Raw genomic sequence first — 24691 nt, 5'->3', positions numbered from 1 at the left:
CGCGTCGACCGGCTCACGGCGTGGTGCGGGCCGACGAGGCGGAGGGGTGGCGCGCCGGCCTGGCTCGTCCGGCCGGGGCCGGGCGGGGCGGCGGTCGCCTTGCCCGTTCCGAGGCGGATGATCCACGCGGGCGACTCCTCACTGCATCGATCGGTCGTGCTACGGGTTGGGACGCATGGTGCCTGCCCCGGGTTGCCGTAGCGTTACACATCCCCCCGGGAATGTGGCACGCACCACCCAGTTTCCCGCAGGAGCGCCGGTTTCGCCTGGTCAGGACGTCGCATTTGCCGGTCTGCGGGCCGGCAGCAGGGTGCCCGCCGTCGCGAGCAGGGCGAACCCGGCCGTCGCCGCGTGGAGCGTGACGCCGAGGAGCTCGGAAGTGCCGCCGCCGTCGGCGAACAGGAGCGAGGGCGCGCAGGCGAGCGCCGTGGTCAGCCAGGTGCCGGTCGCCGCGCCGGCCCCGAGCCGGATCGTGTGCAGCAGGAACACCCCGAGCAGCAGGTGCACCAGGCTCTGGATCGGGTCGAGCCGCAGGCCCAGCAGGTCGGCGTCGGCGGCCACCCCGCCGAAGCGGGTCAGCGCGAAGCCGAACACGCCGAGCGTCGCGTAGCCGATGCCGAACCCGGCCGCGGCCCTGGTCAGCACCACCGTCCGGCGGCCGGGGAGCTCGGCCGCGCGGGGCCGCCGTCCGTGGTGGCCGTGCCGTTCGAACCACCAGAACACCAGCGTCGCGGGCACGGCGAGCAGCCCGACCGCGACCAGCGTGCGCGGCCGGATCAGCCAGCTCAGCCCGTCGGCGATCCGGCCGGGCAGGTACACGACGGCGACGAGCAGCAGCATCCCGGCGAGGAACGCCAGGTAGAGGCTCATCGGCGCGCGCACGACGAACCGGCACGCGGCGGCGACGCGCGGCCGCTCGGCGAACCTGCCGAGCGGGCCGGCCAGGAGCCCGAGCACGCCGAGCTGGACCAGGCCGAGCAGCAGCACACCCCACGGCGGGGCCGAGAACGCCGCCGGGGCGCCCGGGCTGCCGAGCAGGACGGGTGGCCCGTCCCGCAGGACACTCGCCACGGCGAGGCCGGTGACCCCGGTCGCGGCGGCCGCGACGAGAAGGCGTCGAGATGGGCGTACGCCGTCAGCGTGCGCGAAGGCGAGCTGCTGGGCGAGGAGGGCGAGGGCGAACGTCGCCGCGAAGCGGGGCAACGGCGAGCCGGTCGCATCGGCGGCGGCTTCACCGGCGACGACCAGCGCCAGCAGCCCGGCCGCGGCGGCCACCGGCGCGCGGCGGTGCAGGGCCAGCAGCGGGGGTGTGCAGACGATCGTCAGCAGGTAGACCCCGAGCAGCCACAGCGGGTGCAGGGCGATCCGCATGACCGTCGCGGTCGTCCCGGCCGGGATGCCGAGGAGCTCGAGCGCGAGCGGCGTCAGGAGGGCGACGACCGCGAAGATCAACGCCGGGCGCAGCAGCGGGCTGGCGCGTTCGGCGAGGAAGTGGCGGTAGCCGCCGCCGTGGTCCTGTTCGGTGCGCCAGCCGGCCGCGTTGGCGTGGCCGCCGGCGAAGAAGATCAGCGGGACGAGCTGGGCGAGCCAGGTCAGCGGCCAAAGCGACGTCTCGGGTGCCCCGGCCCAGTGCGCGAGCGCCGTCACCGATTCGCCGACGAGCAGGAGGACAACCCCGCCGGCGCCGAGCAGCGCCCACCGGCCGACCGAGGCCGGGGCGGTGGCGGGGACCGGCAGCCGGGGCTCGCGGCGGGCGCGCAGCCAGCCGCGCAGCCGGACCACCAGCAGGCAGCCGATGACGAGTACGCCGGCGACCATCGGGCCGATCGGATCGCCGACCGGCGGGCCCCAGCGCTGGTGCCACGAGTTGACGACCAGCCCGGCCGAGTAGAAGGACGCGACGATCCGGCAGGTGCCCGCGGAGTCCATCGGGTTGAGGTCGCAGGCGTGGTGCATGTCGTGCGAGAGCTGGTTGTCGAGGGCCTCGCGGACCTCCGGGCCGAGCGGGTGGCCCTTGCGGTCGGCGTAGCGCAGCAGGTCGTAGCCGAGGTCGTGGGCCTTGCACGGCACGGCGTAGTCCCACTTCGTGTTGTCGTCGCCCCACGGCGTCGAGCAGCCGCCGTCGACGTGGACGGCGCGGACCGTGCCGTCGCGGGCCGGCATCGCGCCGGGGGTGACGCCGCTGAGCGCGGTGAAGTCCTTCGGCAGCCGCGCGAGCGCGTCGGGGTGCGGGCCCGGGTGGACCAGCGCCTCGATGGCGTTCTGCGCGGCGAGCACGTCCCCGGTGGGCGGCCCCTGGTCCGGCGGTGACGGCGGGCGCGAAGCGATCAGGCCGAAGGCGAAGACGATCAGCAGGACCAGCAGCAGCCAGCCGGACGTCGACCAGGGTCGGCGGACACGAGACGGCTCGGTCGGGGCTGGCATGGTCTCAAGGGTGCCAGCCCCGCCACGGCGGCGACACAGGGATAACCCCCGGGACCGCTTCTGCCCGATCGGGTGGCGCGGGGGCTGCCCCTTCTTACGTTCCGCGGCGGGCGGGCGGCGGCGAGAATGGTCTCGGGGGCGCGGCGGACCAGGAGGGCGTGCGGTGGCCTCGACCGATCCCGGCGGGCGTTCGGCGCCGGTGGAGAACACGGTTCGCGCGTTGCGGCGGCTGGCTCCGGGCGCGCGGCTGCGTCCGGTCCCGCCCGAGCTGGGCGCGCTCGCCCGGGCGTTGCGCGAGTGTTCGCCCGCGGAGCTGGCTGTCCGCTGTCCGCCGGCGGTCGTGCGGGTGGTGCTGGCTTCGCAGCTGCGGGCGCTCGACCGGGCGATGACGGGGATCTTCGGCCCGGCGGCCGGTGGCCCGGAGACGGCTCGCCTGGTCCGGGCGGCCCGGTTCAGCGGACGGCGGCGCGGCGCGCTGCTCGACCGGCTGAAGGCGGAGCCGGGGTTGCGCGCGGCGGCGCTGGGCTGGGCGGAGGCCGCGGGCGCGCGGCTGCTCGCGGACGAGCTGCGCGGGGTTGCGCCGGTTCCGGACACTGAAGACGGGCGATCGGCGGCGGAGCTGGTGGTGGCCGCGTTGGCCCCGCGCCCGGAGGAAGGTGGCCGGGAGGTGCTGGTGCCCCGGGGCCCGGCCGGTGGTGGCTTCCTCGACGTCCGCTCGGTGCGGGTCGGCGAGCGGGGGTTCCGGGTCGACGTCCGGGCCGATGCGCCGGTCGAGCTGGTGTGCGACGGCGAGAGCCTCGCGGTGCGGGCGCTGTGGTGGAACGGCCTCGGCCGGGTGAGCGACGATCTCGGCCACGAGTACCTCGTCCTCGCGAAGGACCCGGACGGCACCGGGATCGTCCGCCACTGGTGCCACCCCCGACCGGCGCCGGGGGCTCACGTGCTGCGCCTGGAATCGGCGGGCTACCGCGGCGAGCGCCTGCGGCTCGACCCGGCGGCGTCCGGGACCTGCGCCGAGGTGCTGGTGAAGTCGGAGCTCACGGTGCGCCTGGGTGCGTGACCGGCCTTCGAGCGCGTGCGGCTCGGCTCGGCGGCGCCCGGGACTTCCGCCGAGGTGCTGGTGAAGTCGGAGCTCACGGTGCGCCTGGGTGCGTGAATCCTTCCGGCCACGCGGCCGCAGCGTGGCCTGGAGGGACTGCTCGGCTCACGACTCGTCCGGAGCCGGGAGCCCGCCGCCCGGGGTGTCCGGTGCGAAGCACACCTGGTCGCGGCCGTTCTCCTTCGCCAGGTACACCGCCGCGTCCGCCGACTGCAGCAGCCGCTCCAGGGTGTCACCGTGCCGGGGATGGCGAGCGACCCCGATCGAGGTGGTCCGGTCGGCGATCGTCGCCGGGTCGCCGCGTTTGTCCGTCGTCACGATGTGCAGCTTGGCGATCGCGACCCGTATCCGCTCGGCCGCGTCCCACGTCGAGTCTTCGTCGATGTCCGGGAGCAGAATGAGGAATTCCTCACCCCCGAAACGGCCGACCAAGTCGCTCGGCCGAGTCACTTCGTCGAGGGTTTGCGCAACCGTCCGGAGCACGTCGTCGCCCGCCGGATGTCCATAGGTGTCGTTAATCCACTTGAAGTGGTCGAGATCGACCATCAGCAGCGCCAGTTGATCACCCGATCGAGCGGTCCGTTCCAGTGCCCGCTCCGCCGACTCCGACCAGCCGCGCATGTTGAGAATCCCGGTTTTCGGGTCGGTCCGGACGTCGTTCTGGAGCTGATCGAGTTCCGCGAGGCGATTGAAGACCACGGTGACCACGGCCATCACCGCCACCATCGGCGGCACGGCGGCGAGCAGGATCGCGGTCACCGCCCCGAGGCCGATGGTGATCGCTTCGAGCGTGTTGTCGGCGGGGCTGCCGAGGACGTTGCGAACCGTGCGGCCGGCGGGGGATCCGAGCAGCAGGACCCCGCCCACGTACGCGATCTGGATGGCCTCGTAGATGGCCCCGGTGAGCACGATCGTGCCGAACTCGCGGAGGAAGCCGCCCCAGTCCGGCGGGCCCGCCAGGTGCGGCCCGAGTGACGTGTAGGTGAGGTGCGCGAGCGTGGCCGCGAGGCCGTGCGTGATCGACGAGAAAAGGAAGTTGTGGGCGGGCCGGCGGGCGATGAACCAGTGCTGCGCCCGGATCACCGCGATGACGAAGAGAATGAGCGGAACCGGCAGGATCATCGCGGCGGAAAACGTCCAGACGGCGGTGAGGTCGATCAGCACCGTTTTCGTGCGGTTCCGCCGCCGTTCTTCCTGGCGCTGGGTCAGCTGGATGTGCACGGTGGCGCCCGCCGCCAGAATCCCGAAATTGATCCAGTCGTTTCCGGACGGAATCGGCGAGCGCGCGAAAGCGACGACGAGAATCGCGACCGCGACGGCCTCGGCCGCGAGCATGAACGCGACCTGCACCGGCCGGCGGCGCCACAGTGCCCAGTTGCGCGGCCGGTACGGGTGCTCGCTCCGCGCGGTCGCGACCGGACCACCGGTCGTGTTCGCCGACCCGTCCGTGGTCACGCGCTGTTCGGCCGGGTCCGCGCCGGCGTGCGCCGGCCGTGCCGGGGCCGGCTCGTGCGGCGCGCCCGGGTCGCCGTCCGGTCCTGGATGCAATTGGTCACCTCCTTTCCAGGCTAGTCGCGGCCTTGAGTAATCTCATCGGTACCTGGCAGAGTGTTCACGCATTCCCCAGCCGGGTACCATCCCACAGCAACAGGCCGGCCAAGGTCCCGGAGGAACTGCCGGGAACGCGGCACAAAAGGTTCTGCGAGACTCTCCCCGCACGGAGGTGGCCCCCATGCGCAACCGCGACTTCTGAACCACCCGCGAATTGTCGCCCACGGCGTCCGCGAATGCCATTCATGATCTTGCTCGCACGGAGAGGTGACCCCCGATGGCCAACCGTGACTTCTGATCCGTTCCGCCGCGGAGAGCCCGTTCCCCGCTCATGACGGCGGTGGCTCCGGTTCCGCACCGCCGACCCGGCGCCAGGACAACGCGACCGGGACGGCCAGCAGCAGTCCCACCGCCCCCGCGAGCGCGATCGTCGTGTTCGCGGAACCGGCCCATTGGGCCACCAGCCCGCCGATGCCGACGCCCACCCCCTGGGCCACCCGCAGCCCGGTCCGGTAGAGCCCGCCGGCGCTGCCCCGGATGTCGTTCGGCACCCACGTGATGAACGTGGCCGAGACCGTGATGACATACGCGCCCGTCGCGCCGGCCAGCGCGAGCAGGATCAGCGCGAACGCCAGGTTCGGCTGCAGCGCGAACGCCGCGAGCGCGGCCAGCGGCAGCGCGGCCAGCACCCCCAGCAGCCGGCGCCGGTGCTCCGTCGAGACGAACCGCGACAGCAGGAACGTCCCGACGACGAAGCCCAGCGGATCGGCCGCCAGCAGCCAGCCCACCGCCTGATCGCCCGCGCCGAGCTGTGCGGCGAGCGGCGCGGCGAGGCCCTCCGGGATCACCGCGAGGCCGACGAGCCACGACAGGTAGAGCAGCACGCGGAGCCGTTCGTCGCCGAAAACCTGCCGGACGGCGCCGAACCAGGGAGTGCCGCCGTCGCCCGCGGCCGGCCGCCGCAGCACCGACAGCCGCACGGCGAGGGCGGCGACCAGGAACGTCGCCGCGTCGATCGCCAGCGCCCAGGACGTGCCGATGCCGGTCACCAGCAGGCCGCCGGCGGCGAGGCCGGCCAGCATCGCCGTGTTGTTCGTGATCCCGCGCAGGTCCTGGCTCTGCAGGTAGACGTCGTCGTCGGCGAAGATCTCCCGGCCGAGCGCGTTCTGCGCCGCGTTGCCGGGGGCGTTCGCCAGCCGGGCGAAGACGAAGAGGACGAACAGCCAGCCCATCGGCATCCCGGGCACGGCCATCAGGCCGATCAGCACGGCCTGCGCGAGCGAGCCGGTCACCAGCACCGCGCGCCGCGGGAAGCGGTCCGCGAGCTGGGACAACCCGAGCCCGCCGGCGAGTGCGGGCAGGAACGTCAGCGAGTAGACGACGGCCGAGAGCAGCGGCGACCCGGTCCGGTCGAAGATCAGGATGGCCAGCGCGACGATGGTCAGCTGGTCGCCGAGCATCGACTGCGTTTCGGCGAACCACAGCGCGCGGAACTCCCGGTTGGCCAGGACGGCCCGGAGCCGGGGGGTCGCGCGCGTCGTCACCTCGTAACCACCGTCCCCCGATCGAGTGAATGTGGGTCGTCCCGCATTGTGCCTCGCCAGTGACGACCCCGTCCGGGGGAGTCACGGCTGACCACCCGGAAGCACTCACAGTATGCCGCCGGCTACGCGCCGATGTCTCCGGAACGCCCGCCGCCGCTGCCCTTCCGAACCGATCGGATTACCCGCCATCGAGGGGGCCTGGGTGAGCCGTGACCGGCGCGTGGGTACTCCGGGCTGATCGAACCGGATTCGCTCGGCGCAGGGCGACGGCCGCTCGTCGTCGCGTCACTCCCCACTGGACCGAATGGGCCAAGACTGGACTGAGAGCCGGCCGGGGTGGACGGACCGCGCCGCCGCCGGCGCGCGCAGAGCGGGGAGATGACGATGGACGGGTTGATGCAGGGCAAGGCGGTCGTGGTGACCGGCGCCGGCCGTGGCCTGGGCGAGGCGTTCGCGGTGCACGTCGCGCGCGCGGGCGGGTCGGTGGTCGTCAACGACATCGACGTCGAGCTGGCCGAGCGCACGGCGGAGAACATCCGCGCGCACGGCGGCCGCGCCGTGGCCAGCGGGCACAGCGTGGCCGAGGCAGGCGAGGCGCAGGAGATCGTCGACCTGTGCGTCAAGGAGTTCGGCGGGATCGACGGGCTGGTCAACAACGCCGGCCTGAACTACGAGGCCCTGCCCTGGGAAGACGACGCCGAGCAGGCGCGCGAGCTCGTCGGAGTCAACGTCATGGGCGTGGTGAACACCGGCCTGGCCGCGATCAAGGCGATGGTCGGCGCCGGCACCGGCGGCTCGATCGTCAACATCTCCTCGGGTGCCTCGCTCGGGCAGCGCAAGCTCGGCGTGTACGCGGCGAGCAAGGGCGCGGTCGCGTCGCTCACCTACTCGTGGGCGCTCGACCTCGAAGAGCAGGGCATCCGCGTCAACGCCGTCTGCCCGCTGGCCCACACGCGGATGGTGTGGAAGTCCGAACGCTCACTGCGCGCGTGCCCGCCCGACCGCACGCCGTCGCGGATCGCGCCGGTCGTGCTGTTCCTGCTCGGCGAGGGCTCGCACGGCATCACCGGCCAGATGATCCGGTGCAACGGCCCGCAGCTGCACGTCATGGGCCAGCCGTTCCTCAAGCAGCCGATCCTCGAACGTCCGGTGTGGGACACCGAGACGGTCCAGAAGGCGTTCGACGAGGTCTTCTCCGCCCACCTGGAGAACTACGGCCTGGAGAAGCGCGTCCCGCCCCGGCTGCGCAAGTGGACCGACACTTCGCCCCGCACCGCCTGACCACTTTGCGTTCCAAAGCCGCACTTTCCCTAGGAAAGATGCGTCCGAGGGCCCTCCAGACGCATCTTTCCTAGAGAAAGTGGCGTCCGAAGGGGCCCCAGACGCATCTTTCTCGGCGAAAGTGGCGGGTTGGTCAGGCGCCGGCGGCGGGTTCGGGGTCGCGGGTTGCCGCGTACAACGCTTCGATGTCGGTCGAGTAGCGGTCGTTGATGACCCGGCGCTTGAGCTTGAGCGTCGGGGTCAGCTCGCCGGACTCGGGCGTCCACGCCTTCGGCAGCACGTGGTAGCGCTTGATCTGCTCGATCCGGGCCAGCCTGCTGTTCGCCGACTCGACCGCCCGTTCCAGTTCGGCCCGCACCGCCGGGTGGTCGGCGAGCTCCTCCGGCGCCGCCTCGACGCCGTTCGCCGCGGCCCAGCCCGGCGCGATCTCGTCGTCGAGAACGATCAGCGCCGTCACGTACGGCCGGTCGTCGCCGATCGCGACCGCCTGGCCGATGAGCGGGTGCTCCTTGAGCAGGCCCTCGACGCGGGTGGGCGCGATGTTCTTGCCGCTCGAGGTGATGATCAGTTCCTTCTTGCGGTCGGTGATCGTCACGAAGCCGTCTTCGTCGATCGTGCCGATGTCGCCGGTGGCGTACCAGCCGTCGGCGTCGGTGGCGTCCTTGATCGTCCCGTCCTCCTGGAGGTAGCCGAGGAAGACGATCGGGCCGCGCACCAGCAGCTCGCCGTCTTCGGCGACCTTCACCTCGACCCCTTCCAGGGGCTTGCCGACCGTGCCCGCGCGGAACGCCTCGCCGGAGTTCGACGTCGCCGCCCCGGTCGTTTCCGACAGGCCCCAGACCTCGCAGATCTCGATGCCGAGGCCGGCCAGGAAGTAGATGATCTCGACCGGCAGAGCGGCCGCGCCGCTGGACGCGACCAGCACCTTGTCGAGCCCGAGCAGCGCGCGGATCGGGGCGAGCGCGGCTTCGTCGGTCTGCTTGATCTTCTCGGCGAGCTCGGCCGGCACCGGCTGCCCGGCGCTGCGCAGCTTGTAGCCCTGCTGCAGCAGTTCGTTCGCCTGCAGCAGCGCGGTCCGCCGGTCCTCCGGCACGCCGCCGAGCATGTTCTTCAGCCCGGCGACCATCTTCTCCCACACGCGCGGGACGCCGAAGAAGCTCTCCGGGTGCACCTGGCCGAGCGCGCCGACGACACCCGACGGGTCGGCGAGCGTGTGCACGTGGCCGGCCCACACGATCGGCAGGTAGATCGACAGCTCCCGCTCGGCGATGTGCGCGAGCGGCAGGTAGGCGATGTTCGTCGCGTGCATCGGCGGGTGGTGCAGCTCGGTGACCGCGTACGCCTGGTGGATGGCGTTGCGGTGCGACAGCACGACGCCCTTGGGGTCGCCGGTCGTGCCGGAGGTGTAGATCATGGACAGCGGGTCGTCCGGCTTGATCTCCTGCCAGGACGCCTCGAACGCGCCGGGGTCGGCGGCAAGCGCTTCCCGGCCCTGGTCCCGCAATGAGGCGAAGGAGAGGAACCGGTCGTCGCCGGCCGGGATCGCCGCCGCGTCCATGACGACGATGTGGCGCAGCGCCGGGAGGTCTTCGAGCACCGGCCGCCAGCGCGTCAGCTCCGACTCGCCGCCGAGCACCACGACCGGTGCCGCGCTGTGCCGCGCGACGAACCGGATCTGGTCCGGGCTGAGGGTGGCGTAGGCGGTGCACGGGATCGCGGACAGGTGCGTCGCGGCGAGGTCGGCGACGATGTGGTCCGGGCAGCCGGGCGCCATGATCAGCATGCGGTCACCGCGGGCGAGCCCGAGCCCGGCGAGGCCGCGGGACACCTCGGCGATCGCGGTGCGGAACTCCAGCCAGCTGAGTGTCGGCTTGCCTTCGAGGTCGAGCGAGGTGATCGCCGGCAGGTCCGGGTACTCGGCCGCGTTGCGGTGCAGCAGCCGCGGGATCGTCAGGCCTTCGGTCTGCTCGGCGACGGACGGGGTGGTCAACGCTGGCCTCCTCGGGTGCTGCGGATGGCCACACTGTAGGGGGTCCCGGGCCGGGTGGATAGAGAATCGCGGCCACGTCAGACGTCCCCTTCACAGCGGCTCGCACCGTCAGCTCCCCACGTCTGTCCACAGTGCACACGTGCGTCCGCGCGCGAACCGCGCTTCACTGGATGAGGACGACCGACTCCGGGGGGAACCGATGGCGCGCTCGGCTCGTGCACTGCTCGACGAGATCCAGAAGAAGCTCGCACCGCGCGACGGCGACAACCTGCTCGTCCCGCTGATCACCGCGGGCCGCGCACCGCGCGCGGTGTTCGCCGCACTCGCCGCCGAAGAGAAGCGGATCACGTCGAGCGATTGGCGCAGCTTCCACGCGCTCGCCGCCCGAGCCGACGAACCGAACGCGCGCGCCTTCTTCGGCGGGCTCGCACCGGGAGAGCAGCAGGCGAACGGGATGCTCGACGCGTTGATCGACGCCACTGGTCCGGACCACGGCGAGGAACGCCCGCGCGCGGGCTGCCAGGCGTACCCCGCGTACGTCGCGTGGCTCGCGCTGAACGGCGAATCCTCGGCGACGGCGGCGGGGATCTTCGCGAACTTCGCCGCGTTCGGCCGGTACTGCGCGGACGTCGCCGCCGGCATGCGCGAGCACTACGGCTTCGGTGACGAAGCGTGTGCGTTCTTCGACTTCTTCGCTGCGGACATTCCGGAAATTGAGGAACAAGCGCTCGCCGCGGTCCAGGCCGGGCTCGACGCGCGCCGGCTCGACGAACGCGAAGCCCACCTCTGCGCCCGGCTCTTCCAGAGCTACGAGCTCCAGTTCTGGAACACCCTCGCCGCCGAGTTCCGGGCCTGATCTCGCGGAACCGGTTCCGGGCCTTTCGTCGGCGCCACCGCGAGTGGTTGAACCACTGCGCATACGGAATGGGGGGAATTCCGGCTCGCTGTCCGGTGAATCCGTGGCGATGGCGGTGAATGCCGTGCAATTCCGCTTTCGGGCGGCCGCAAAGCCCGGACGGAGTGGCCGGCACCGGTCTTCGTGGCGAGTCCGTGACCTTTCTCACCGAACCGTCCGGCGCTCACGTACGTAGCGGCTCTCGCTCCGGTGCTTGGGTCGATCGCACCACCGGACAGCCTGCATCCCGCTGACGGAACGGAAGCAGTGCTGGGACGAACGTCACGACTTTCGGTGGTGGACTTTCCAAGCGCAGGCAGCAAGTGTGGACGGGTCACCGTTCCAAGATCACGTTCTCGCCACGGACTTGACGCGCCTTGAAGGGCTGCATACCGTCGTCGCGGGCGAAGCAGACCACGGTGATGTTGATCCGGCTGGTCGGAATCCGGGTGTTGACCGCCTCGGGCGACCCGAAACCATGTACTGCCGGAAGGAAAACGGACCCAGGTGAAGCAGATTTCTCTTCGACGCAACCGGGGATCCTCGATTCGGAAGCGCGTGCTCACGATCGCGCTCATCCCCAGTGTGGCCTTGTTGCTCGTCGGGGTGGCGCTCGCGGGCTACCTCATCTACGACGCGGTCACCGGCCGTGACTACGTGAACCGGATCCGGGGCTCGGAAGCTCCGTCGATCCCGTTCTTCGGCGCGCTGCAGCAGGAGCGCCAGGCGACCCTGAGCCTGCTCGCGGGCCAGGGCAACCAGCGGGCCGTGCTCGCGGCCGTCCGTCCCAAGACGGACCAGAACGCCGCGAAGACGATCGAGTACCTGAGGGACAACTTCGCGGGCTACGACGACACCCCGCCGAGTGTCCAGAAGAACATCACCACGTTCTTCGGGCTCTTCCAGCAGCTGCCGCAGACCCGCCAGGCGGTCGACAGCGGCCAGATCCAGATCAGCCAGGCCTACACCTTCTACAACAAGATCATCGACCAGTTCACCGACGGCTTGGCCGGACTGGCGCAGAACGCGCGCGGCGCGCAGAACGCGTTCGACCGGCTGACCGCCATCCCGATGTTCACCGCGGCCGAGTCGATGCAGCGCAGTGACGCGCTCGCCGCCGCCGGGCTCGCCGCGGGCGGGCTGAGCAACGAGGACTTCCGCACCTACGTCGGCCAGGTCGGTGCCTACCACGCGCAGCTCGACGCGTCGGCGCCGAAGATGATCCCCGAGGTCAAGGCGAAGTACGACCAGCTGCTGGCGAGCCAGCCGTGGCAGGTGGTGACCCAGGTCGAAACCGCTTTCCTGCGCGGTGACCTGACCAAGCTGCCGGTGCCGCAGGACCAGTGGCGCACCAGCGCCCGGCTCGTCGGCGACGCCCTGTCGGGCATCTTCGTCCTGCAGAGCTCGAACGCCAGCCAGGCCGCGATCAACGACGCCGACTCGACGTTCACCGAGTCCCTGATCGCCGGTGTGATCGCGGTCCTGTTCGCGGTCTTCGTGGTGTTCGTCGCCGTCCGGCTGTCGAACCGGCTCATCGGCCGCCTGCACCGGCTGCGCGAGGACACCCTCGACGCCGCCGAGGTCCGGCTGCCCGAGCTGGTCGCCCGGGTCCAGGCGGGCGAGCCTGTCGACCTCGAAGAGGGCGGGCACTTCCTCGACCACGGCACCGACGAGATCGGCCAGGTCGCCGACGCCTTCAACAAGGCGCAGCAGACCGCCATCGCGGCCGCCATCGACGAGGCGAAGATCAAGGAGGGCACCAAGGCGGTGTTCCTCAACATCGCCCACCGCAGCCAGGTCATCGTGCATCGGCAGCTCAAGGTGCTCGACCAGGCGGAGCGCAAGCAGGAGGACCCGGAGCAGCTGGACACCCTGTTCCAGCTCGACCACCTCTCCACCCGCGCCCGCCGCAACGCCGAGAACCTGATCATCCTCGGCGGCGGGCAGCCGGGCCGGCAGTGGCGCAACCCGGTCGGGCTGGCCGAGCTGGTCCGCGGCGCGTCCGCCGAGACCGAGGACTTCGCCCGGGTCAAGACGGCCGCGCTGCCGCAGATCGCCATCCGCGGCCCGGTCGTCGGCGACCTCGTGCACCTGCTCGCCGAGCTGATCGACAACGCGACGTCGTTCTCGCCGCCGCAGTCGCGGGTCGAGGTGCGCGGCAACGTGGTCGGCAAGGGCGTCGTGATCGAGGTCGAGGACCAGGGCCTCGGGCTCGAGCCGGACCAGACCGAAGAGATCAACACGATGCTCTCCAGCCCGCCGGACTTCGGGATCATGGCGCTGTCCGACGAACCGCGCCTCGGCCTGTTCGTGGTCGCGCGGCTGGCGGCCCGCCACGGCATCCAGGTGCACCTGCGGGAGTCGGCCTACGGCGGCACCCGGGCCATCGTGCTGGTGCGCACCGACCTGCTGGCCCCCTTGGCGGAGTCCGAGCCGGAGCAGCCGATCACCCCGCCGAAGCCGGAGCTCGTGCCGAACCCGGTCGAGCCGGAGCCGGTGAACGACGAGGTCGCGCCGCTGCGCCGGCCGGTCCGCCGCCCGGCGGCCCGCCACCGGACCGAGCCGCCGATGCCGGTGTCGCAGCCCGAAACGGCCCCGGCGCCGGCCGCCCCGCCGGCCCCGGTCCAGCCGCCGTCCGTGCCGACGCCGGTCCCCGTCGGATCCGTGTCCGAGCCGGTCAGCCAGCCGACGCAGGCGCAGCCGGCGGTCGCCCCGGTGCGCCCGCCCGTGCCGCCCGTGCGGACGTCCCGGCCGGCCCGCCCGGCCGCGCAGCCGCCGGTGTGGCCGCCGTCCGAGCCGCGGCCCGCGATGCCCCAAGGCCGGCCGGAGCAGCCGCGCCGCCCGGAGGCCCCGGGCCGTCCGCCGCTGCCGCAACGGCGACGTCAGCAGAGCCTCGTTCCGCAGTTGCGGGAAGATAAGCCCGCCACGCAGGAGCGGGAGGAAGTCCGGCTGGATTCGCCGGAGGCCGCCCGCAGCCGGCTGTCCGCCTTCCAGCAGGGCACCCGGCGCGGCCGTGACGAAGAACCAGCCGAGAACGACGACAGGTACGGAGAGCGCGAGTAATGGCCAACTCAGGCGTCAGTGAGCTCGACTGGCTGCTGGACGACCTCGTCAAGCGGGTCGCCGGGGCGGATCGCGCGGTGGTCCTGTCCTCGGACGGCCTGCTCATCGGCAGGTCGGGGAACCTCTCCGAGGAGGACGCCGAGCACCTTTCGGCGGTCGCCTCGGCGTTCCAGAGTCTGGCGCGCGGGACCGGACGGCACTTCGGCGGCGGCAACGTCCGCCAGACGATGGTGGAGATGGACCACGCGTTCCTGTTCGTGACGGCAGCCGGCCGGGGTGCCTGCCTCGCCCTGCTGGCCCGCGAAGACGCGGACATGGGGCTGGTCGCGTACGAGATGAACCTGATGGTTAAGCGCGTCGGCCAGGTGCTCACCTCGGCCCCGCGGACCGGTGCCGGCGTCCTGCCCACGTCGCCATGAGCGGACGGCACGAAGCCTGGTTCGACGACGAGGCCGGCCCCCTGGTCCGGTCGTACGCGGTCACGGGCGGCCGCACGCGGTCGGACACGCTCGGGCTCGACCTCATCACGCTCGTGGTGGCGCTGCGCACCGCGCACGAAGCGGGCATGCTCGAACCGGAGTACGCGCGCATCATCGCCCTGTGCCAGCGGCCGGTCTCGGTGGCCGAGGTGGCCGCGCGGGTCGACCTGCCGCTGCCCGTGGTCAAGGTGATGCTCAGTGACCTCATCGAGCAGAACCTGGTGCTGTTCCGTACCGCGGCACCGGCTCAGGAATCCCCCAACCGACACGTATTGCAGGCGGTCCTTGATGGCATCCGGAAACTCTGACCCCCGGCGGAACCTGACCGCGACCGCGGTCAAGGTACTCATCGCCGGCGGGTTCGGGGTCGGCAAGACCACGATGGTCGGCTCGGTGAGCGAAGTGCCGCCGCTGCGGACCGAAGAGGTCATCACGACCGCGTCCGAGGGCGTCGACGACCTCTCGGGGATCGAGCAGAAGACCACCACGACGGTCGCGCTCGACTTCGGCCGCATCACGATCAACCCGGACCTGATCCTGTACCTGTTCGGCACGCCGGGGCAGGACCGGTTCTGGTTCATGTGGGACGAGCTGGCGGAGGGCGCGCTCGGCGCCGTCGTGCTGGCCGACACGCGCCGGCTGGACAGCTGCTTCGCGGCGGTCGACTTCTTCGAGCGCCGCAACCTGCCGTTCGTCGTCGGCGTGAACTGCTTCGACGGCGCGTACCGCTACGGGACCGAGGAGGTCCGGCAGGCGCTCGACGTCGGCATGGACGTCCCGCTGCTGCTGTGCGACGCCCGCGAGCGCGAGTCGACGAAGCAGGTGCTGACCAGCCTGATGGAACACGTGATGGCGCGGTCGGACCTGGCGGCCGCCCAGGGCGGCTACTGACTCCACGCAAAAGCCTCTGAAGGCCACCATGAGGGCATCCAGTGCCCTGATGGTGGCCTTCAGAGGCTTTTGGGGAGCTCAGCGGCGGCGCTTGAGGAGCGTGTCGAGGGCGAAGCGGCCCGGGCCGATCGCGGCGAACAGCAGGAAGACCCACGCGTAGACGGCGGACGGCTCGCCCATGTTCTGCAGCGGCAGCAGGCCCATCGGGGCGTGCACGGTGAAGTACGCGTAGGCCATCACGCCCGACAACAGGATCGCGGCCGGCCGGCTGGCGAGCCCGACGAGGAGCAGCAGCGCGCCGGCGAGCTCGAGGACACTGCCCCACCAGCCGGGGAACGAGCCGAACGGGACGCCGCCGCCTTGGCCGTCGATGCCACCGAAGAAGCCGAATCCCTGCAGGCCGTGGAAGCCGAACAGGAACGAGATCACGATCCGCGAGGCGCCGACGACGATGCCGGTGACCGGGTTCTTGGCCTCGGTGCGGGTGGCGGCGGTCTGGGTCTGGGGGGTGATCGTGGTGGTCATCGGGGTTCCTTCCCTCGGTTCTTCCTTGCCTTCTGCTTACGCGTCGAGTGGGTTCTCCCCGGATCGACAGCCCCGCGAAATCTTTTTCGGCGAGTTTCGGGAGACTGTGTCGATGGCGGGCAAACGCAGTGCCGGGCTCCTGCTCCACCGCGGGCGGGGCGAAGACGTCGAAGTGCTGCTCGGGCACATGGGCGGGCCGTTCTGGGCGAAGAAGGACGCGGCGGCGTGGTCGCTGCCGAAGGGCGAGCTGTACCCGGACGAGCCGCCGGAGCACGCGGCCCGGCGCGAGTTCGAGGAGGAGCTGGGCCTGCCCGCGCCCTCCGGTGAGTACGTGCCGCTCGGTGAGGTGAAGCAGTCGGGTGGCAAGGTCGTCACGGCGTGGGCGGTCGAAGCCGACCTCGACCCGGCCGAGGTGGTGCCCGGGACGTTCTCCATGGAGTGGCCGCCGCGCTCGGGTCGTCAGCAGGAGTTCCCCGAGGTGGACCGGGTCGAGTGGTTCCCGCTCGACGTCGCGCGCGAGAAGCTCGTGAAGGGCCAGCTGCCGTTCCTGGACCGGCTGCAGGCGCTGGTCAGCGGCTGAGGAGGGCTTCCAGGGGCTTGGCGGTGAACGACGGCAGCACGACGTCGGCCTGGCCGAAGTCGAGGCTCTCGGTGATGGCGTTCGGCACGGCGACGCAGGTCAGCCCGGCGGCTTTGGCGGAGGTGACGCCGTGGGGCGTGTCCTCGAAGGCGATCGTCTCGGCCGCTTCGACCCCGAGGGCGTCGAGCGCTGCGAGGTAGAGGTCCGGGTCGGGCTTGGCGCGGTGCAGGTCGCCGGTGAGGACGGCGTCGAAGTAGCGCGCGATGTCCAGCCGTTCGAGGTGCGGGTTCACCCAGGCCCCGGACGAGCTGGAGGCGACGGCCAGCTTGAGGCCGTGGTCTTTTGCGGTCTCCAGGTAGCTTCGGACGCCTTCGCGCGGGCCGAGCTTTTCGAGGAGTTTCAGCACGCGGGCCCGGGTGACGGGCCGCAGCGCCTCCGGATCGATGCCGGGGACGTGCTCGCCGAGCAGGGCGAACATGGCGGCGGTGGTGTGCTGCGTGCCGATGACGGCGTACCAGGCTTCCATCGGCAGCTCGACGCCGTGCTCGCGGAAGACGTCCCGCCACGACTGCAGGACGGCGGATTCGGTGTCGGCGAGGGTGCCGTCGAAGTCGAAGACCAGGGCGCGGGTGGGCACGCCTGCACCCTGCCCGGTCGGTGATCGTTCAGGCAAGGGAGTTGTGACGAGCCTGAACGGCGTACATGGCGGCTTCCGGTGCGGGAGCCGGCGGATGACCTCGCCGAAGCGCGGCAGAACTCTTGGAACGTGCCCGGTGCGGCCGGCGAGCCCGATCCCTCCGATCACGCCCTTTCCCGTCCGGTGCCGGACGGTCGCCGCCTAGCTCAGGTAGAACTCCGCCAGGACCGGGGCCAGCGCCGGGGCCTTCACGATGTGCGTCTGGCCCGGCAGCGTCCGGTACTCCGCCGATGGCAGCACCTTCGCCAGCGACGACACGCCGTTGCGCATCCAGGCCGGGCTGCGGCCGCCGTCCACGACCAGCGTGGGGACCTTCACCTCCGGCCACGCCGCCGGCAGCGGCGACCCCGCCTGGTGTTCGACGACGAGAGCCGTGTCGTACGGGATCGTGTGGGCCACGCGCTTGAGCTTCGACCAGAACGGCATGATCCGCATCATCGCCACCATCGCGCCGCTGAGGCCGACGCCTTCGGTCATGAACATCTTCACCGCCGTGCCGCGCTTCCCCGCGGCCAACGTCGAGCCGAGGCGGGCCGCGTAGTCGGCCGGGACGCGGGGACGGGTGCCGTCGACGACGAACGGGGGCTCGTACAGCGCCAGCTTGGTCACCGGGAGAGTGCGCGCCGCTTCGAGCGCCAGCGCCGCGCCCGACGAGATGCCGAACAGGAACGCCTCCCCGCCCGCTTCCTTGACCAGTGCGGCGATGTCCTCGACCTCGCGCTCGGCCGCGTACGGCCCGGTGTCGGTGCTCTCGCCCCGGCCGCGGCGGTCGTAGGTGTACACGGTGAAGCGCGTGGCCAGCTCCTTCGCGAGCGCGTCGTTCGGGGACGAGCCGCGGTAGCACATCGCGCCGTCGACGAGGACGAGCGCGGGGCCGGAGCCGGCTCGGGTGTAGGCGATCTTCGTGCCGTCGGCGGCTGAAACCGTGGTGCTCATCGGGACTCTCCTCGCGGCATCAGGTGGACGGACGTGGTGGCGAGCCAGATCCAGGCGATCGCCACGGCCGCCCAGAAACCGAGGATGACGGCCGGGCTCGCCGAGCCGGACGCTACGCCCGCGAAGCCCGCGAGGAACAGCAACCCGCTGAGCCGCGAGTACCACGCCCGCGCGGGCGTGAGGTGCGAGCCGATCGCGAAGCAGGCCGCGACCAGAGCGGCGAAGCCGATACCGCCGGCGACGAAGTGCAGCGCGCCGTGCCAGCTGATCGCCGCCGGCGGACCGGCGGGGGTGCCGGCCGGGAAGCCGTCCTGCGGGTCGGCGCGGAAGACGCCCGCGCAGAGCAGGCTCACGCCGTAAACGGTCAGCAGTCTCGGCCCCCACCGGCCGGGCAGGACGCGCCGGATCCCGGCCGCGGCCGCAATCGTCAGCAGGCCGGTGACCAGGAAATTCGTGATCTGGAGAAAGCCGAGCGAGCCGTTGGAAAGGACGCTCGCGGGGTGGCGCGTGAAGTCGAAGCCAGCACGGGTCAGGCCTTGGCCGACGCCGGTGAGGACGTAGACGGGCCCGGCGAGGACGCCGCAGGTCAGCAGCCCGCGGGTGGTGGTCGAAGGAACGAGGGACCGGTGGCGGATCGCGGTGGTGGTCATGGCGGACAGCCTGACACCCGACGATCGAAAGTGTCAAGACAAAAAAAATTGTCGGTAGGGAATGATCGCCCCACTGTGGCCTTGGGGCGCTGGGGTCAGGCGGAGCGCAGGGTGAGGAGCGTGATCTCGCTGGGCGCGAAGACCCGGAACGGCGGTCCCCAGAACCCGGTGCCCCGGCTGTTGTACAGCTGGGTCGGGCCATGCCGGGTCAGGCCCGACAGCGTCGGCTGGTCGAGCCGCACCAGGAGGTGGAACGGCCAGATCTGCCCACCGTGCGTGTGCCCGGAGATCTGCAGGTCGACGTCGGCTTCACGCGCCTCGCGCACCTGCTTCGGCTGGTGCGCGAGCAACACCACCGGGACGTCGGCGGGCCGGTCGGCCAAGGCGGCGGCCAGGTCGGGACCGTGGCCGGGCAGGCCGGACGCCGCTCCGGTCGGGTCGTCGATGCCGGCGAACAGGATGCGGTCGCCGTCGCGCTCCAGGAGCGTCGAGCGGTTGTGCAGCGTGTCCCAGCCGAGCCCTTCCATGTGGTCGAGCCACGCCTGGGCCTCGCCGAAGTACTCGTGGTTGCCGGTGATGTAGAACCGGCCGAGCGCGGCCTGGACGCCGCCGAGCGGGTCGACCTGCTTGCGGCGCTTGGCCACCGCGCCGTCGGCGAGGTCGCCGGCGTGGCAGACGACGTCCGCTTCGAGGGCGTTGACCGCCGCGACGACCTGCTCCGACCACTTCGTCCGGTCGATCGGCCCGTAGTGGGTGTCGGTCAGCACGGCGACGCGCAAGCCGTCGAGGCCCGGGCCGAGCCGCGGGATGACGACGTCGGTCGCCTTCACCGGCGGCACCCGCATGGCGACGCGGTTGCCGTGCACGAGCAGGCCGGCCGCCACCACGAAGGTCACGCCCGCGACGATCCGCGACCGCGCCGGGTCGTCGACGCCGAACAGTGCGGCGCGCAGCACCAGGCTCAGCACGGACCAGCTGAACAGCACCCAGATCACGGCCAGCAGCGAGTCACCGAGGCGCGCGCCGCCGTCGCGCTGGCGCCGCCCGTGGCCGCGGACCATGGCGACCGGCATGGTCACCAGGCCCAGCGCGAACACCGCGGTGCCGGCGATCGTGGCCGTCGTGCCCCAGTCCGGCGCGAGGACGAGCGTCCACCAGGGAACGGTGAACAGCAGGAGCAGCGCCAGGATCGGCACGACGACGAATTGGCCTCTCATCGAACCAGGTTACAGCCCATCGGGCTGTTAGCTCGGGACGGCAGGGGTCCCGATTCCGCTACCCTGGGGTCACGAAGAGGAAGGGGGCGACCGCGGTGAACACGCTGCTGGAACTGGCGTTCCCCGTCGTGACCAGCCCGACGGCCCTGGTCGCCTTCGCCTCTCTCGCCGCCGCGAGCCTCCTGGTCGTGCTGCTGGTCGGCAGCACGCACGGGTGCGAGGTCGCCCTGTGGTCGGTGCCGGTGCGCGGCCGCGTCGCCGCCTTGCGCCGCCGGGCCCGGCGCGCCGAGTCGATCCGCCTGCGCGACCCCGGCGCCCCGGGGCGCAGCAGGCCGCGAGCACCCGCTTCCCGCAGCACGGCTGCGTAGGAACCACTTCCGAAGCGCAGCCATTCCGCTCACCCCCACCCCTTCCACTCTTGCGGAGTGCTGCCCATGTTCGGCTTCCTCGACGTGCCCGTGGCGGGCGCGTACCACCTGATCCACGCGCTCACCGGCCCGCTCTCGACCGCGCTGGCCATCGTCCTGTTCACCCTCGGCGTGCGGCTGCTGCTGCACCCCCTCGCCCGCTCGGCGGCCCGCGGCGAGCGCGCCCGAGCCGCCCTGATGCCGGAGATCCAGGAGCTGCGGGCCAAGCACGGCCGTGACCGCGACCGGCTGGCGGCGGAGATGACGAAGCTGCAGCAGGAGTCCGGGGCCTCGCTGTTCACCGGCTGCCTGCCGATGCTGCTGCAGCTGCCGTTCTTCATGGTCATGTACCGGCTCTTCACGACGCCCACGGTCGGCGGCGAGCCCAACTCGCTGCTCGGCGCGACGCTGTTCGGGACGCCGCTGGGCGCGCACGGCCTGGCCGGCAGCCCGCTCGTGTTCGTGGTCGCGGCCGGGCTGGCGGTCGTCGCGTGGTTCTCGGTGCGCTGGCAGGACCGCCACCGCGACGCGGCCGCGCAGGTCCCGGGCGGCAGGCTGCTCCGGTTGCTGCCCTACGGCACGGTGCTCGCGACGCTGGTCGTGCCGCAGGCGGCCGGGATCTACCTGCTCACGACGACGGCGTGGACGGCGGCCGAACGAGCGTTGCTACGACGCGGCTCGTGAGCGTCGCCAGCTTTCGACGGCTTCCTCGACGTCCACCAGCGCGACGGTGAGCGGCGGGCCGGTGTGGTGGTTGAGGTAGGCCTGGCGGATCCGCTCGTTGAGGTCCGCCACGACCTCCCGCACCCGCTCTTCGGCCCGCTCGCCGGCGAGCCGCTCCGGCAGGTCCTGGACTTCGCGCTTGAGGGCGAGGGCCGGGGGCAGCAGCGCCTTCGTGTCGTGGCCGCCGGCCCGGACCTGCCGCAGCACCCAGTCGGTCGCGGCGTCGTTGCCGGTGGGCTTCGGCAGCGGCTTGCCGGTGCCGGGGAGGTCGTCGAACTCGCCGCGTTCGCGGGCCTCGCCGATCTGCCGGTCGACCCACCAGCGGAAGGAGACCTTGGGTGGTTTGCGTCCGGTCATACCTCCAGAATGCCAGGTCGGACGCCCGGCCCGGGTAGGATCGCGCCGGAGGAGCGAGGGGAGCGCATGACCGCCGAACGCACTGGCGCCGAAGAGGTGGACCCGACGCTCGCGCTGCTCTGGCGCGCCCGCGGTGGTGCCACCGAGCCGACCCGGGGCCGCCGCCCGACGCTGACGGTCGAGCGGATCGTCGCCGCCGCGATCGCGGTCGCGGACGCCGACGGGCTGTCCGCCGCGTCGATGCACCGCGTCGCCAAGGAGCTCGGCGCCGGCACGATGACGCTCTACACCTACGTGCCCGGCAAGGCCGAGCTGGTCGACCTGATGGTCGACGACGTGCTCGTCGAGCGGCGCCTGCCCGGGCCGGGCGAGCCGCGCCCGGCGGACTGGCGTGAGCAGGTGGCGCTCTACGCCGAGCGGACGCGCGCGGCGTACCGGACACATCCGTGGCTGTGCGAGGTTTCGCGGGTCCGGCCGCCGCTCGGGCCCGGTCAGCTGGCCGGGCAGGAGTACCTGCTGTCCATCATGGACGAGCTGGGCCTGCCGCCGCGGGAGGCCGTGGCGGCGGCCAACGGGATCGGCACGTACGTCGACGCGAACGCGGCGCTCGGCGCGGAGAACACCCGCCTCGAGCGCAGCACCGGGCAGTCGACCGAGGCGTGGTGGCACCAGCGGTCGTCGTTCTGGGAGAACTACTTCGTGGTCGACGCGCACCCGGCGATGAACCGCGTCTGGCTCGGCGGCGGCTTCGACGAGAGCGCGAAAGCCCAGGGCGACACGGCTTACGAGTTCGGCCTCAACCGCATGCTCGACGGCATCCAAGCACTGGTCGGCTAGCGGCGGACGCGCCACCTCGACCGGCGGCGTTCCTGCCGCGGCACCGAGGGCTCGGCGGGAGCGTCGCGCAGGACGTCCCGGCACACGGGGTCGAACCGGCCGGGTGCCTCGATCATCGGCGCCGCGAGCACCACGTGCCCGCACACCGCGCGGAACCGCCCGTCGTGCCGGCCCGCCGCGAACTCGTCCTCGGTCACGGCGTGGGTGTAACCGTCGGTGTCGCAGCGGATGTGCACCAGGAACGGCTCCGCCGGGCTCACGTCGTCGGGCTGGTCGTGGTGGTTTCGGTGGGCGTGTTCGCCGAGTCGGCCGGCGTGCTCGCCGGCGCCGTGGTGCTGGTCGTCGGCGTGGTGCTCGTGGTCTCCGGCGGCGGCGTCGTGGACGACGGCGGAGTGGTCGTCGGGTCCGTGCTCGGCGTTCCCGGCGTCGTCGCCGGGGTGGACGACGACGGCGACGTGCTGGTCGGCGACGTCACCGTGCCCGGCAGCGAGCCCGGCGGCTGGGCGGCCACCGGCGGCGCGGGCGGGGCGGGTGCACCGACCGGGCCACCCGCGGCGGCCGCGTCCGGAGCGTCGGGCGCACCGATCGGCACCTCGCTGTCGGGCAGCTGGGCGACCCCGCCGCGGTAGGCCGCGGCCCACGCCATCACAGTGTCCACATAGGACTGCGAGTTGTTGTAGCGGCGTACGGCGATCCGCTGGCCAGCGTCGGTCGAGAGGTCGAGCCCGCCGGAGCACAGGTAGCGCCCGGTCGCCAGGGCCTCGTCGTAGATGTTGTTCGGGTTCGAGACGCCGTCGCCGTTGCCGTCGGAGGCGTAGCCCTTCCACGTGGCCGGGATGAACTGCGTCGGGCCGACCGCGCGGTCCCAGACGGCGTCGCCGTCGTACTTGCCGCCGTCGGTGTCGGGGATCGCGGCGAACGCGCCGGCGCCGTTGAGCACCGGGCCGAGGATGGGCTCGAGGGTGTCGCCGGCGGCGTTGACATACCCGCCGCGCGCGTGGTTCGACTCGATCCGGCCGATGCTCGCGATCAGCGCCCAGTCGAGGTGGCAGTTCGGCTGTTCCCGGGCGAGGATGTCGGCGGCGTTCTTGTACGCCTTGAGCATGCTGGCCGGGATGCCGAGCGGTCCGGAGATGCCCGCCGAGCCGGCGTGCCCGCCCGGCACGACCAGCGGCATCGGCACCGGCGGCTGCGGGAGGCTGCCGTCGACGGCGATGGGGGGCATGACGATGTTCGGCTGCTGCAGCGGAGCGGCCTGGTCGGGCAGGGTCTCCCCGGCACCGGCGATGACGACCGGCGTGGGCAGGCCGGTGGTCAGCGTGGGCAGCACGACGAGCGCGCCGCCGGCGAGCGCGGCCGCGGTGCGGCGGACGCCGCGTGTGCTCTTGCGACGTGGCCGGTGCTTCGGCATGGTCGTCCCCGCTTCCCTCGATCTTCGCTGATCGCCTCACCCGATCGGCCCCACCCACCGGTACTGACCGGTAGGAGCAAGCTATCCGATGGAAGCGAACTTTGGCGAATGGCACAGCGAAATCGGGGCCGCGAAGAGAAGTTCGTCCTGATGGCACAAAACCTTCGTAGGGAATCTGTCACATTCACCAGGACTTAACGGGTCGCTGAGGACAGTTCGTCCAGCAGGGCACCGGGTACGGCGATCCCGCGGTGCGTCACGTCCGAAGAAAACCGCCGGACGAGCGAATCCGACGGCGTCGCGGTGAACGTGACGACATCGCGGTGCAGAGCGGGCTTCAGCCGCCGCAGCGCACCCGCGAACGTGCGGGTCAGCGCCGTCGTCGGGACCAGCGCGACACCCAGCCCGGCCGCCGCGAGCTGCGCCGCCGTCGCCGCCTGCTTCGTCCGCATCACCGCGCCGAGCACGGTAGCGCGCTGTGCGGCTTGCTCGTCGAGCCAAGCTCCGAGGCCGTTGTCCGGGTGGTAGTGCACCACCGGCACCCCGGCCAGGTCGGCCATCGGTACCGCCGCCCGGGTGGCGAGCGGGTGGTCGGCGGCCAGCGCGACGACGATCTCTTCGCGCCCCACCAGGTCCGCCGGCCCGCTCCAGTGGCTCGGCCGCGGCCCGACCGCGACGTCGGCCTCGCCCGCGTCGAGGGCCGCCACCAGCGCGTCCGCGCTCGTCGTCTCGGTGAGCGTGATCAGCACGCCCGGGCGGTGCCGGTGCCACTTCCGCAGCACGGGGGCGAGCAGCCCGGCGGTCATGCTCTCCGCGCACGCGATCCGCAGCGTGCCCTCGCCGCCGGCGGCAACCGCGCGACCGGCCCGGACCACGCGCTCGGCGGCGGCCAGCGCGGCCCGCGCGTCGGCCAGGACCGCCCGCCCGGTGGCGGTCGGCCGGACCCCGCGCGGGAGCCGTTCGAGCACCGGCGTGCCCAGTTCCCGTTCGAGCGCGGCGATCTGGTGCGACAGCGCGGGCTGCGAGAGGTGCAGCCGGGCGGCCGCCTCGGTGATCGACCCGGCGTCCAGCACCGCGACCAGGCACTCGAGCGCGCGCAGCGTAGGCATTCGCTAACTCTATCGCAGGCATCGA

Annotated in this window: 24 protein-coding genes; 11 read left to right on the top strand and 13 right to left on the bottom strand. The window is 72.1% G+C overall.

Annotated features, from left to right (window positions below; genetic code table 11):
- Positions 1-270: 270 nt before the first annotated feature.
- Positions 271-2424, bottom strand: a complete 2154-nt coding sequence (locus AB0M83_RS28980; protein WP_364521554.1) for a phospholipase A2 — start codon at positions 2422-2424, stop codon at positions 271-273.
- Between the two features lie 163 nt (positions 2425-2587).
- Between AB0M83_RS28980 and AB0M83_RS28975 the strand changes: the two genes are divergently transcribed.
- Positions 2588-3484 carry a hypothetical protein gene (locus AB0M83_RS28975; protein ID WP_364521553.1) on the top strand — a complete coding sequence of 299 codons (897 nt, stop codon included), beginning with the start codon at positions 2588-2590 and terminating at the stop codon, positions 3482-3484.
- 144 nt (positions 3485-3628) lie between these two features.
- On the opposite strand, the gene AB0M83_RS28970 is transcribed toward AB0M83_RS28975, so the two are convergent.
- Together AB0M83_RS28970 and AB0M83_RS28965 are read right to left on the bottom strand one after the other, a co-directional pair.
- Positions 3629-5071: a GGDEF domain-containing protein gene (locus tag AB0M83_RS28970; protein ID WP_364521552.1), complete on the bottom strand. Its 1443-nt coding sequence runs from the start codon at positions 5069-5071 to the stop codon at positions 3629-3631.
- 332 nt (positions 5072-5403) lie between these two features.
- Positions 5404-6618, bottom strand: a complete 1215-nt coding sequence (locus AB0M83_RS28965; RefSeq protein ID WP_364521551.1) for an MFS transporter — start codon at positions 6616-6618, stop codon at positions 5404-5406.
- A gap of 384 nt (positions 6619-7002) precedes the next feature.
- On the opposite strand from AB0M83_RS28965, the gene AB0M83_RS28960 reads away from it, so the two are divergent.
- On the top strand, positions 7003-7899 hold the full coding sequence (locus AB0M83_RS28960) for an SDR family oxidoreductase (protein ID WP_364521550.1): 897 nt from the start codon (positions 7003-7005) through the stop codon (positions 7897-7899).
- 133 nt (positions 7900-8032) lie between these two features.
- On the opposite strand, the gene AB0M83_RS28955 is transcribed toward AB0M83_RS28960, so the two are convergent.
- Entirely contained in the window at positions 8033-9889 is a 1857-nt protein-coding gene (locus tag AB0M83_RS28955; RefSeq protein WP_364521549.1) for an AMP-binding protein, read from the bottom strand.
- A 199-nt stretch (positions 9890-10088) separates the two neighbouring features.
- Here AB0M83_RS28955 and AB0M83_RS28950 point away from each other — a divergent pair, with 199 nt between their 5' ends.
- From AB0M83_RS28950 to AB0M83_RS28930, 5 genes are all read left to right on the top strand, one after another.
- The gene (locus AB0M83_RS28950; protein WP_364521548.1) at positions 10089-10745 is read left to right on the top strand and encodes a transcriptional regulator; all 657 of its coding nucleotides are present in this window, start codon (positions 10089-10091) and stop codon (positions 10743-10745) included.
- Between the two features lie 597 nt (positions 10746-11342).
- On the top strand, positions 11343-13847 hold the full coding sequence (locus AB0M83_RS28945) for a nitrate- and nitrite sensing domain-containing protein (RefSeq protein ID WP_364521547.1): 2505 nt from the start codon (positions 11343-11345) through the stop codon (positions 13845-13847).
- A complete protein-coding gene (locus AB0M83_RS28940) occupies positions 13847-14266 on the top strand; it encodes a roadblock/LC7 domain-containing protein (RefSeq protein ID WP_284745731.1) in 420 nt (139 codons plus the stop codon). Before AB0M83_RS28945 ends, AB0M83_RS28940 begins: the two co-directional genes overlap by 1 nt.
- Positions 14263-14634: a DUF742 domain-containing protein gene (locus tag AB0M83_RS28935; protein ID WP_155541361.1), complete on the top strand. Its 372-nt coding sequence runs from the start codon at positions 14263-14265 to the stop codon at positions 14632-14634. Before AB0M83_RS28940 ends, AB0M83_RS28935 begins: the two co-directional genes overlap by 4 nt.
- Positions 14615-15217, top strand: a complete 603-nt coding sequence (locus tag AB0M83_RS28930) for an ATP/GTP-binding protein (RefSeq protein ID WP_086674902.1) — start codon at positions 14615-14617, stop codon at positions 15215-15217. Before AB0M83_RS28935 ends, AB0M83_RS28930 begins: the two co-directional genes overlap by 20 nt.
- 78 nt (positions 15218-15295) lie before the next feature.
- Here AB0M83_RS28930 and AB0M83_RS28925 read toward each other — a convergent pair whose 3' ends face one another.
- Positions 15296-15742, bottom strand: a complete 447-nt coding sequence (locus tag AB0M83_RS28925; protein WP_364521546.1) for a DoxX family protein — start codon at positions 15740-15742, stop codon at positions 15296-15298.
- A 112-nt stretch (positions 15743-15854) separates the two neighbouring features.
- On the opposite strand from AB0M83_RS28925, the gene AB0M83_RS28920 reads away from it, so the two are divergent.
- A complete protein-coding gene (locus tag AB0M83_RS28920) occupies positions 15855-16322 on the top strand; it encodes an NUDIX domain-containing protein (RefSeq protein WP_364521545.1) in 468 nt (155 codons plus the stop codon).
- On the opposite strand, the gene AB0M83_RS28915 is transcribed toward AB0M83_RS28920, so the two are convergent.
- The 4 genes from AB0M83_RS28915 to AB0M83_RS28900 all read right to left on the bottom strand — a co-directional run bounded on the left by AB0M83_RS28915 (position 16312) and on the right by AB0M83_RS28900 (position 19822).
- Positions 16312-16959, bottom strand: a complete 648-nt coding sequence (locus tag AB0M83_RS28915; RefSeq protein ID WP_364521544.1) for an HAD family hydrolase — start codon at positions 16957-16959, stop codon at positions 16312-16314. The two genes, AB0M83_RS28920 and AB0M83_RS28915, sit on opposite strands and share 11 nt — an antisense overlap.
- 201 nt (positions 16960-17160) lie before the next feature.
- On the bottom strand, positions 17161-17955 hold the full coding sequence (locus tag AB0M83_RS28910) for an alpha/beta hydrolase (protein WP_364521543.1): 795 nt from the start codon (positions 17953-17955) through the stop codon (positions 17161-17163).
- Positions 17952-18605, bottom strand: coding sequence for a DUF998 domain-containing protein (locus AB0M83_RS28905; RefSeq protein WP_364521542.1), 654 nt, complete (start codon positions 18603-18605; stop codon positions 17952-17954). The genes AB0M83_RS28910 and AB0M83_RS28905 overlap by 4 nt, the downstream gene beginning before the upstream one ends.
- A 95-nt stretch (positions 18606-18700) precedes the next feature.
- Positions 18701-19822 (bottom strand): metallophosphoesterase, encoded by a 1122-nt coding sequence (locus AB0M83_RS28900; RefSeq protein WP_364521541.1) that lies wholly within the window; start codon positions 19820-19822, stop codon positions 18701-18703.
- Between the two features lie 95 nt (positions 19823-19917).
- On the opposite strand from AB0M83_RS28900, the gene AB0M83_RS28895 reads away from it, so the two are divergent.
- Entirely contained in the window at positions 19918-20190 is a 273-nt protein-coding gene (locus AB0M83_RS28895; protein ID WP_364521540.1) for a DUF6412 domain-containing protein, read from the top strand.
- Between the two features lie 66 nt (positions 20191-20256).
- A complete protein-coding gene (gene yidC / locus AB0M83_RS28890) occupies positions 20257-20913 on the top strand; it encodes a membrane protein insertase YidC (protein ID WP_364521557.1) in 657 nt (218 codons plus the stop codon).
- Here yidC and AB0M83_RS28885 read toward each other — a convergent pair.
- A complete protein-coding gene (locus AB0M83_RS28885; RefSeq protein WP_364521539.1) occupies positions 20896-21309 on the bottom strand; it encodes a DUF1992 domain-containing protein in 414 nt (137 codons plus the stop codon). The genes yidC and AB0M83_RS28885 overlap by 18 nt on opposite strands.
- A gap of 66 nt (positions 21310-21375) precedes the next feature.
- On the opposite strand from AB0M83_RS28885, the gene AB0M83_RS28880 reads away from it, so the two are divergent.
- Positions 21376-22146 (top strand): TetR/AcrR family transcriptional regulator, encoded by a 771-nt coding sequence (locus AB0M83_RS28880; RefSeq protein ID WP_364521538.1) that lies wholly within the window; start codon positions 21376-21378, stop codon positions 22144-22146.
- Here the strand turns inward: AB0M83_RS28880 and AB0M83_RS28875 are convergent.
- From AB0M83_RS28875 to AB0M83_RS28865, 3 genes are all read right to left on the bottom strand, one after another.
- A complete protein-coding gene (locus tag AB0M83_RS28875) occupies positions 22143-22406 on the bottom strand; it encodes a hypothetical protein (RefSeq protein WP_364521537.1) in 264 nt (87 codons plus the stop codon). The genes AB0M83_RS28880 and AB0M83_RS28875 overlap by 4 nt on opposite strands.
- Entirely contained in the window at positions 22403-23557 is a 1155-nt protein-coding gene (locus AB0M83_RS28870; RefSeq protein WP_364521536.1) for a hypothetical protein, read from the bottom strand. The genes AB0M83_RS28875 and AB0M83_RS28870 overlap by 4 nt, the downstream gene beginning before the upstream one ends.
- A 194-nt stretch (positions 23558-23751) precedes the next feature.
- Positions 23752-24666 (bottom strand): LysR family transcriptional regulator, encoded by a 915-nt coding sequence (locus AB0M83_RS28865; protein WP_364521535.1) that lies wholly within the window; start codon positions 24664-24666, stop codon positions 23752-23754.
- Between the last annotated feature and the right edge of the window lie 25 nt (positions 24667-24691).

It is taken from the genome of Amycolatopsis sp. NPDC051106, from assembly GCF_040682775.1.
Taxonomy (GTDB): Bacteria; Actinomycetota; Actinomycetes; order Mycobacteriales; family Pseudonocardiaceae; genus Amycolatopsis.
This window is presented reverse-complemented; position numbering and strand designations above follow the sequence as displayed.

Coding starts and splice junctions, on each gene's coding strand:
- AB0M83_RS28905 (WP_364521542.1), bottom strand. CDS start 18,605: ATGACCACCACCGCGATCCGCCACCGGTCCCTCGTTCCTTCGACCACC.
- yidC (WP_364521557.1), top strand. CDS start 20,257: ATGTTCGGCTTCCTCGACGTGCCCGTGGCGGGCGCGTACCACCTGATC.
- AB0M83_RS28900 (WP_364521541.1), bottom strand. CDS start 19,822: ATGAGAGGCCAATTCGTCGTCGTGCCGATCCTGGCGCTGCTCCTGCTG.
- AB0M83_RS28925 (WP_364521546.1), bottom strand. CDS start 15,742: ATGACCACCACGATCACCCCCCAGACCCAGACCGCCGCCACCCGCACC.
- AB0M83_RS28930 (WP_086674902.1), top strand. CDS start 14,615: ATGGCATCCGGAAACTCTGACCCCCGGCGGAACCTGACCGCGACCGCG.
- AB0M83_RS28880 (WP_364521538.1), top strand. CDS start 21,376: ATGACCGCCGAACGCACTGGCGCCGAAGAGGTGGACCCGACGCTCGCG.
- AB0M83_RS28865 (WP_364521535.1), bottom strand. CDS start 24,666: ATGCCTACGCTGCGCGCGCTCGAGTGCCTGGTCGCGGTGCTGGACGCC.
- AB0M83_RS28885 (WP_364521539.1), bottom strand. CDS start 21,309: ATGACCGGACGCAAACCACCCAAGGTCTCCTTCCGCTGGTGGGTCGAC.
- AB0M83_RS28910 (WP_364521543.1), bottom strand. CDS start 17,955: ATGAGCACCACGGTTTCAGCCGCCGACGGCACGAAGATCGCCTACACC.
- AB0M83_RS28950 (WP_364521548.1), top strand. CDS start 10,089: ATGGCGCGCTCGGCTCGTGCACTGCTCGACGAGATCCAGAAGAAGCTC.
- AB0M83_RS28960 (WP_364521550.1), top strand. CDS start 7,003: ATGGACGGGTTGATGCAGGGCAAGGCGGTCGTGGTGACCGGCGCCGGC.
- AB0M83_RS28935 (WP_155541361.1), top strand. CDS start 14,263: ATGAGCGGACGGCACGAAGCCTGGTTCGACGACGAGGCCGGCCCCCTG.
- AB0M83_RS28940 (WP_284745731.1), top strand. CDS start 13,847: ATGGCCAACTCAGGCGTCAGTGAGCTCGACTGGCTGCTGGACGACCTC.
- AB0M83_RS28980 (WP_364521554.1), bottom strand. CDS start 2,424: ATGCCAGCCCCGACCGAGCCGTCTCGTGTCCGCCGACCCTGGTCGACG.
- AB0M83_RS28920 (WP_364521545.1), top strand. CDS start 15,855: ATGGCGGGCAAACGCAGTGCCGGGCTCCTGCTCCACCGCGGGCGGGGC.
- AB0M83_RS28870 (WP_364521536.1), bottom strand. CDS start 23,557: ATGCCGAAGCACCGGCCACGTCGCAAGAGCACACGCGGCGTCCGCCGC.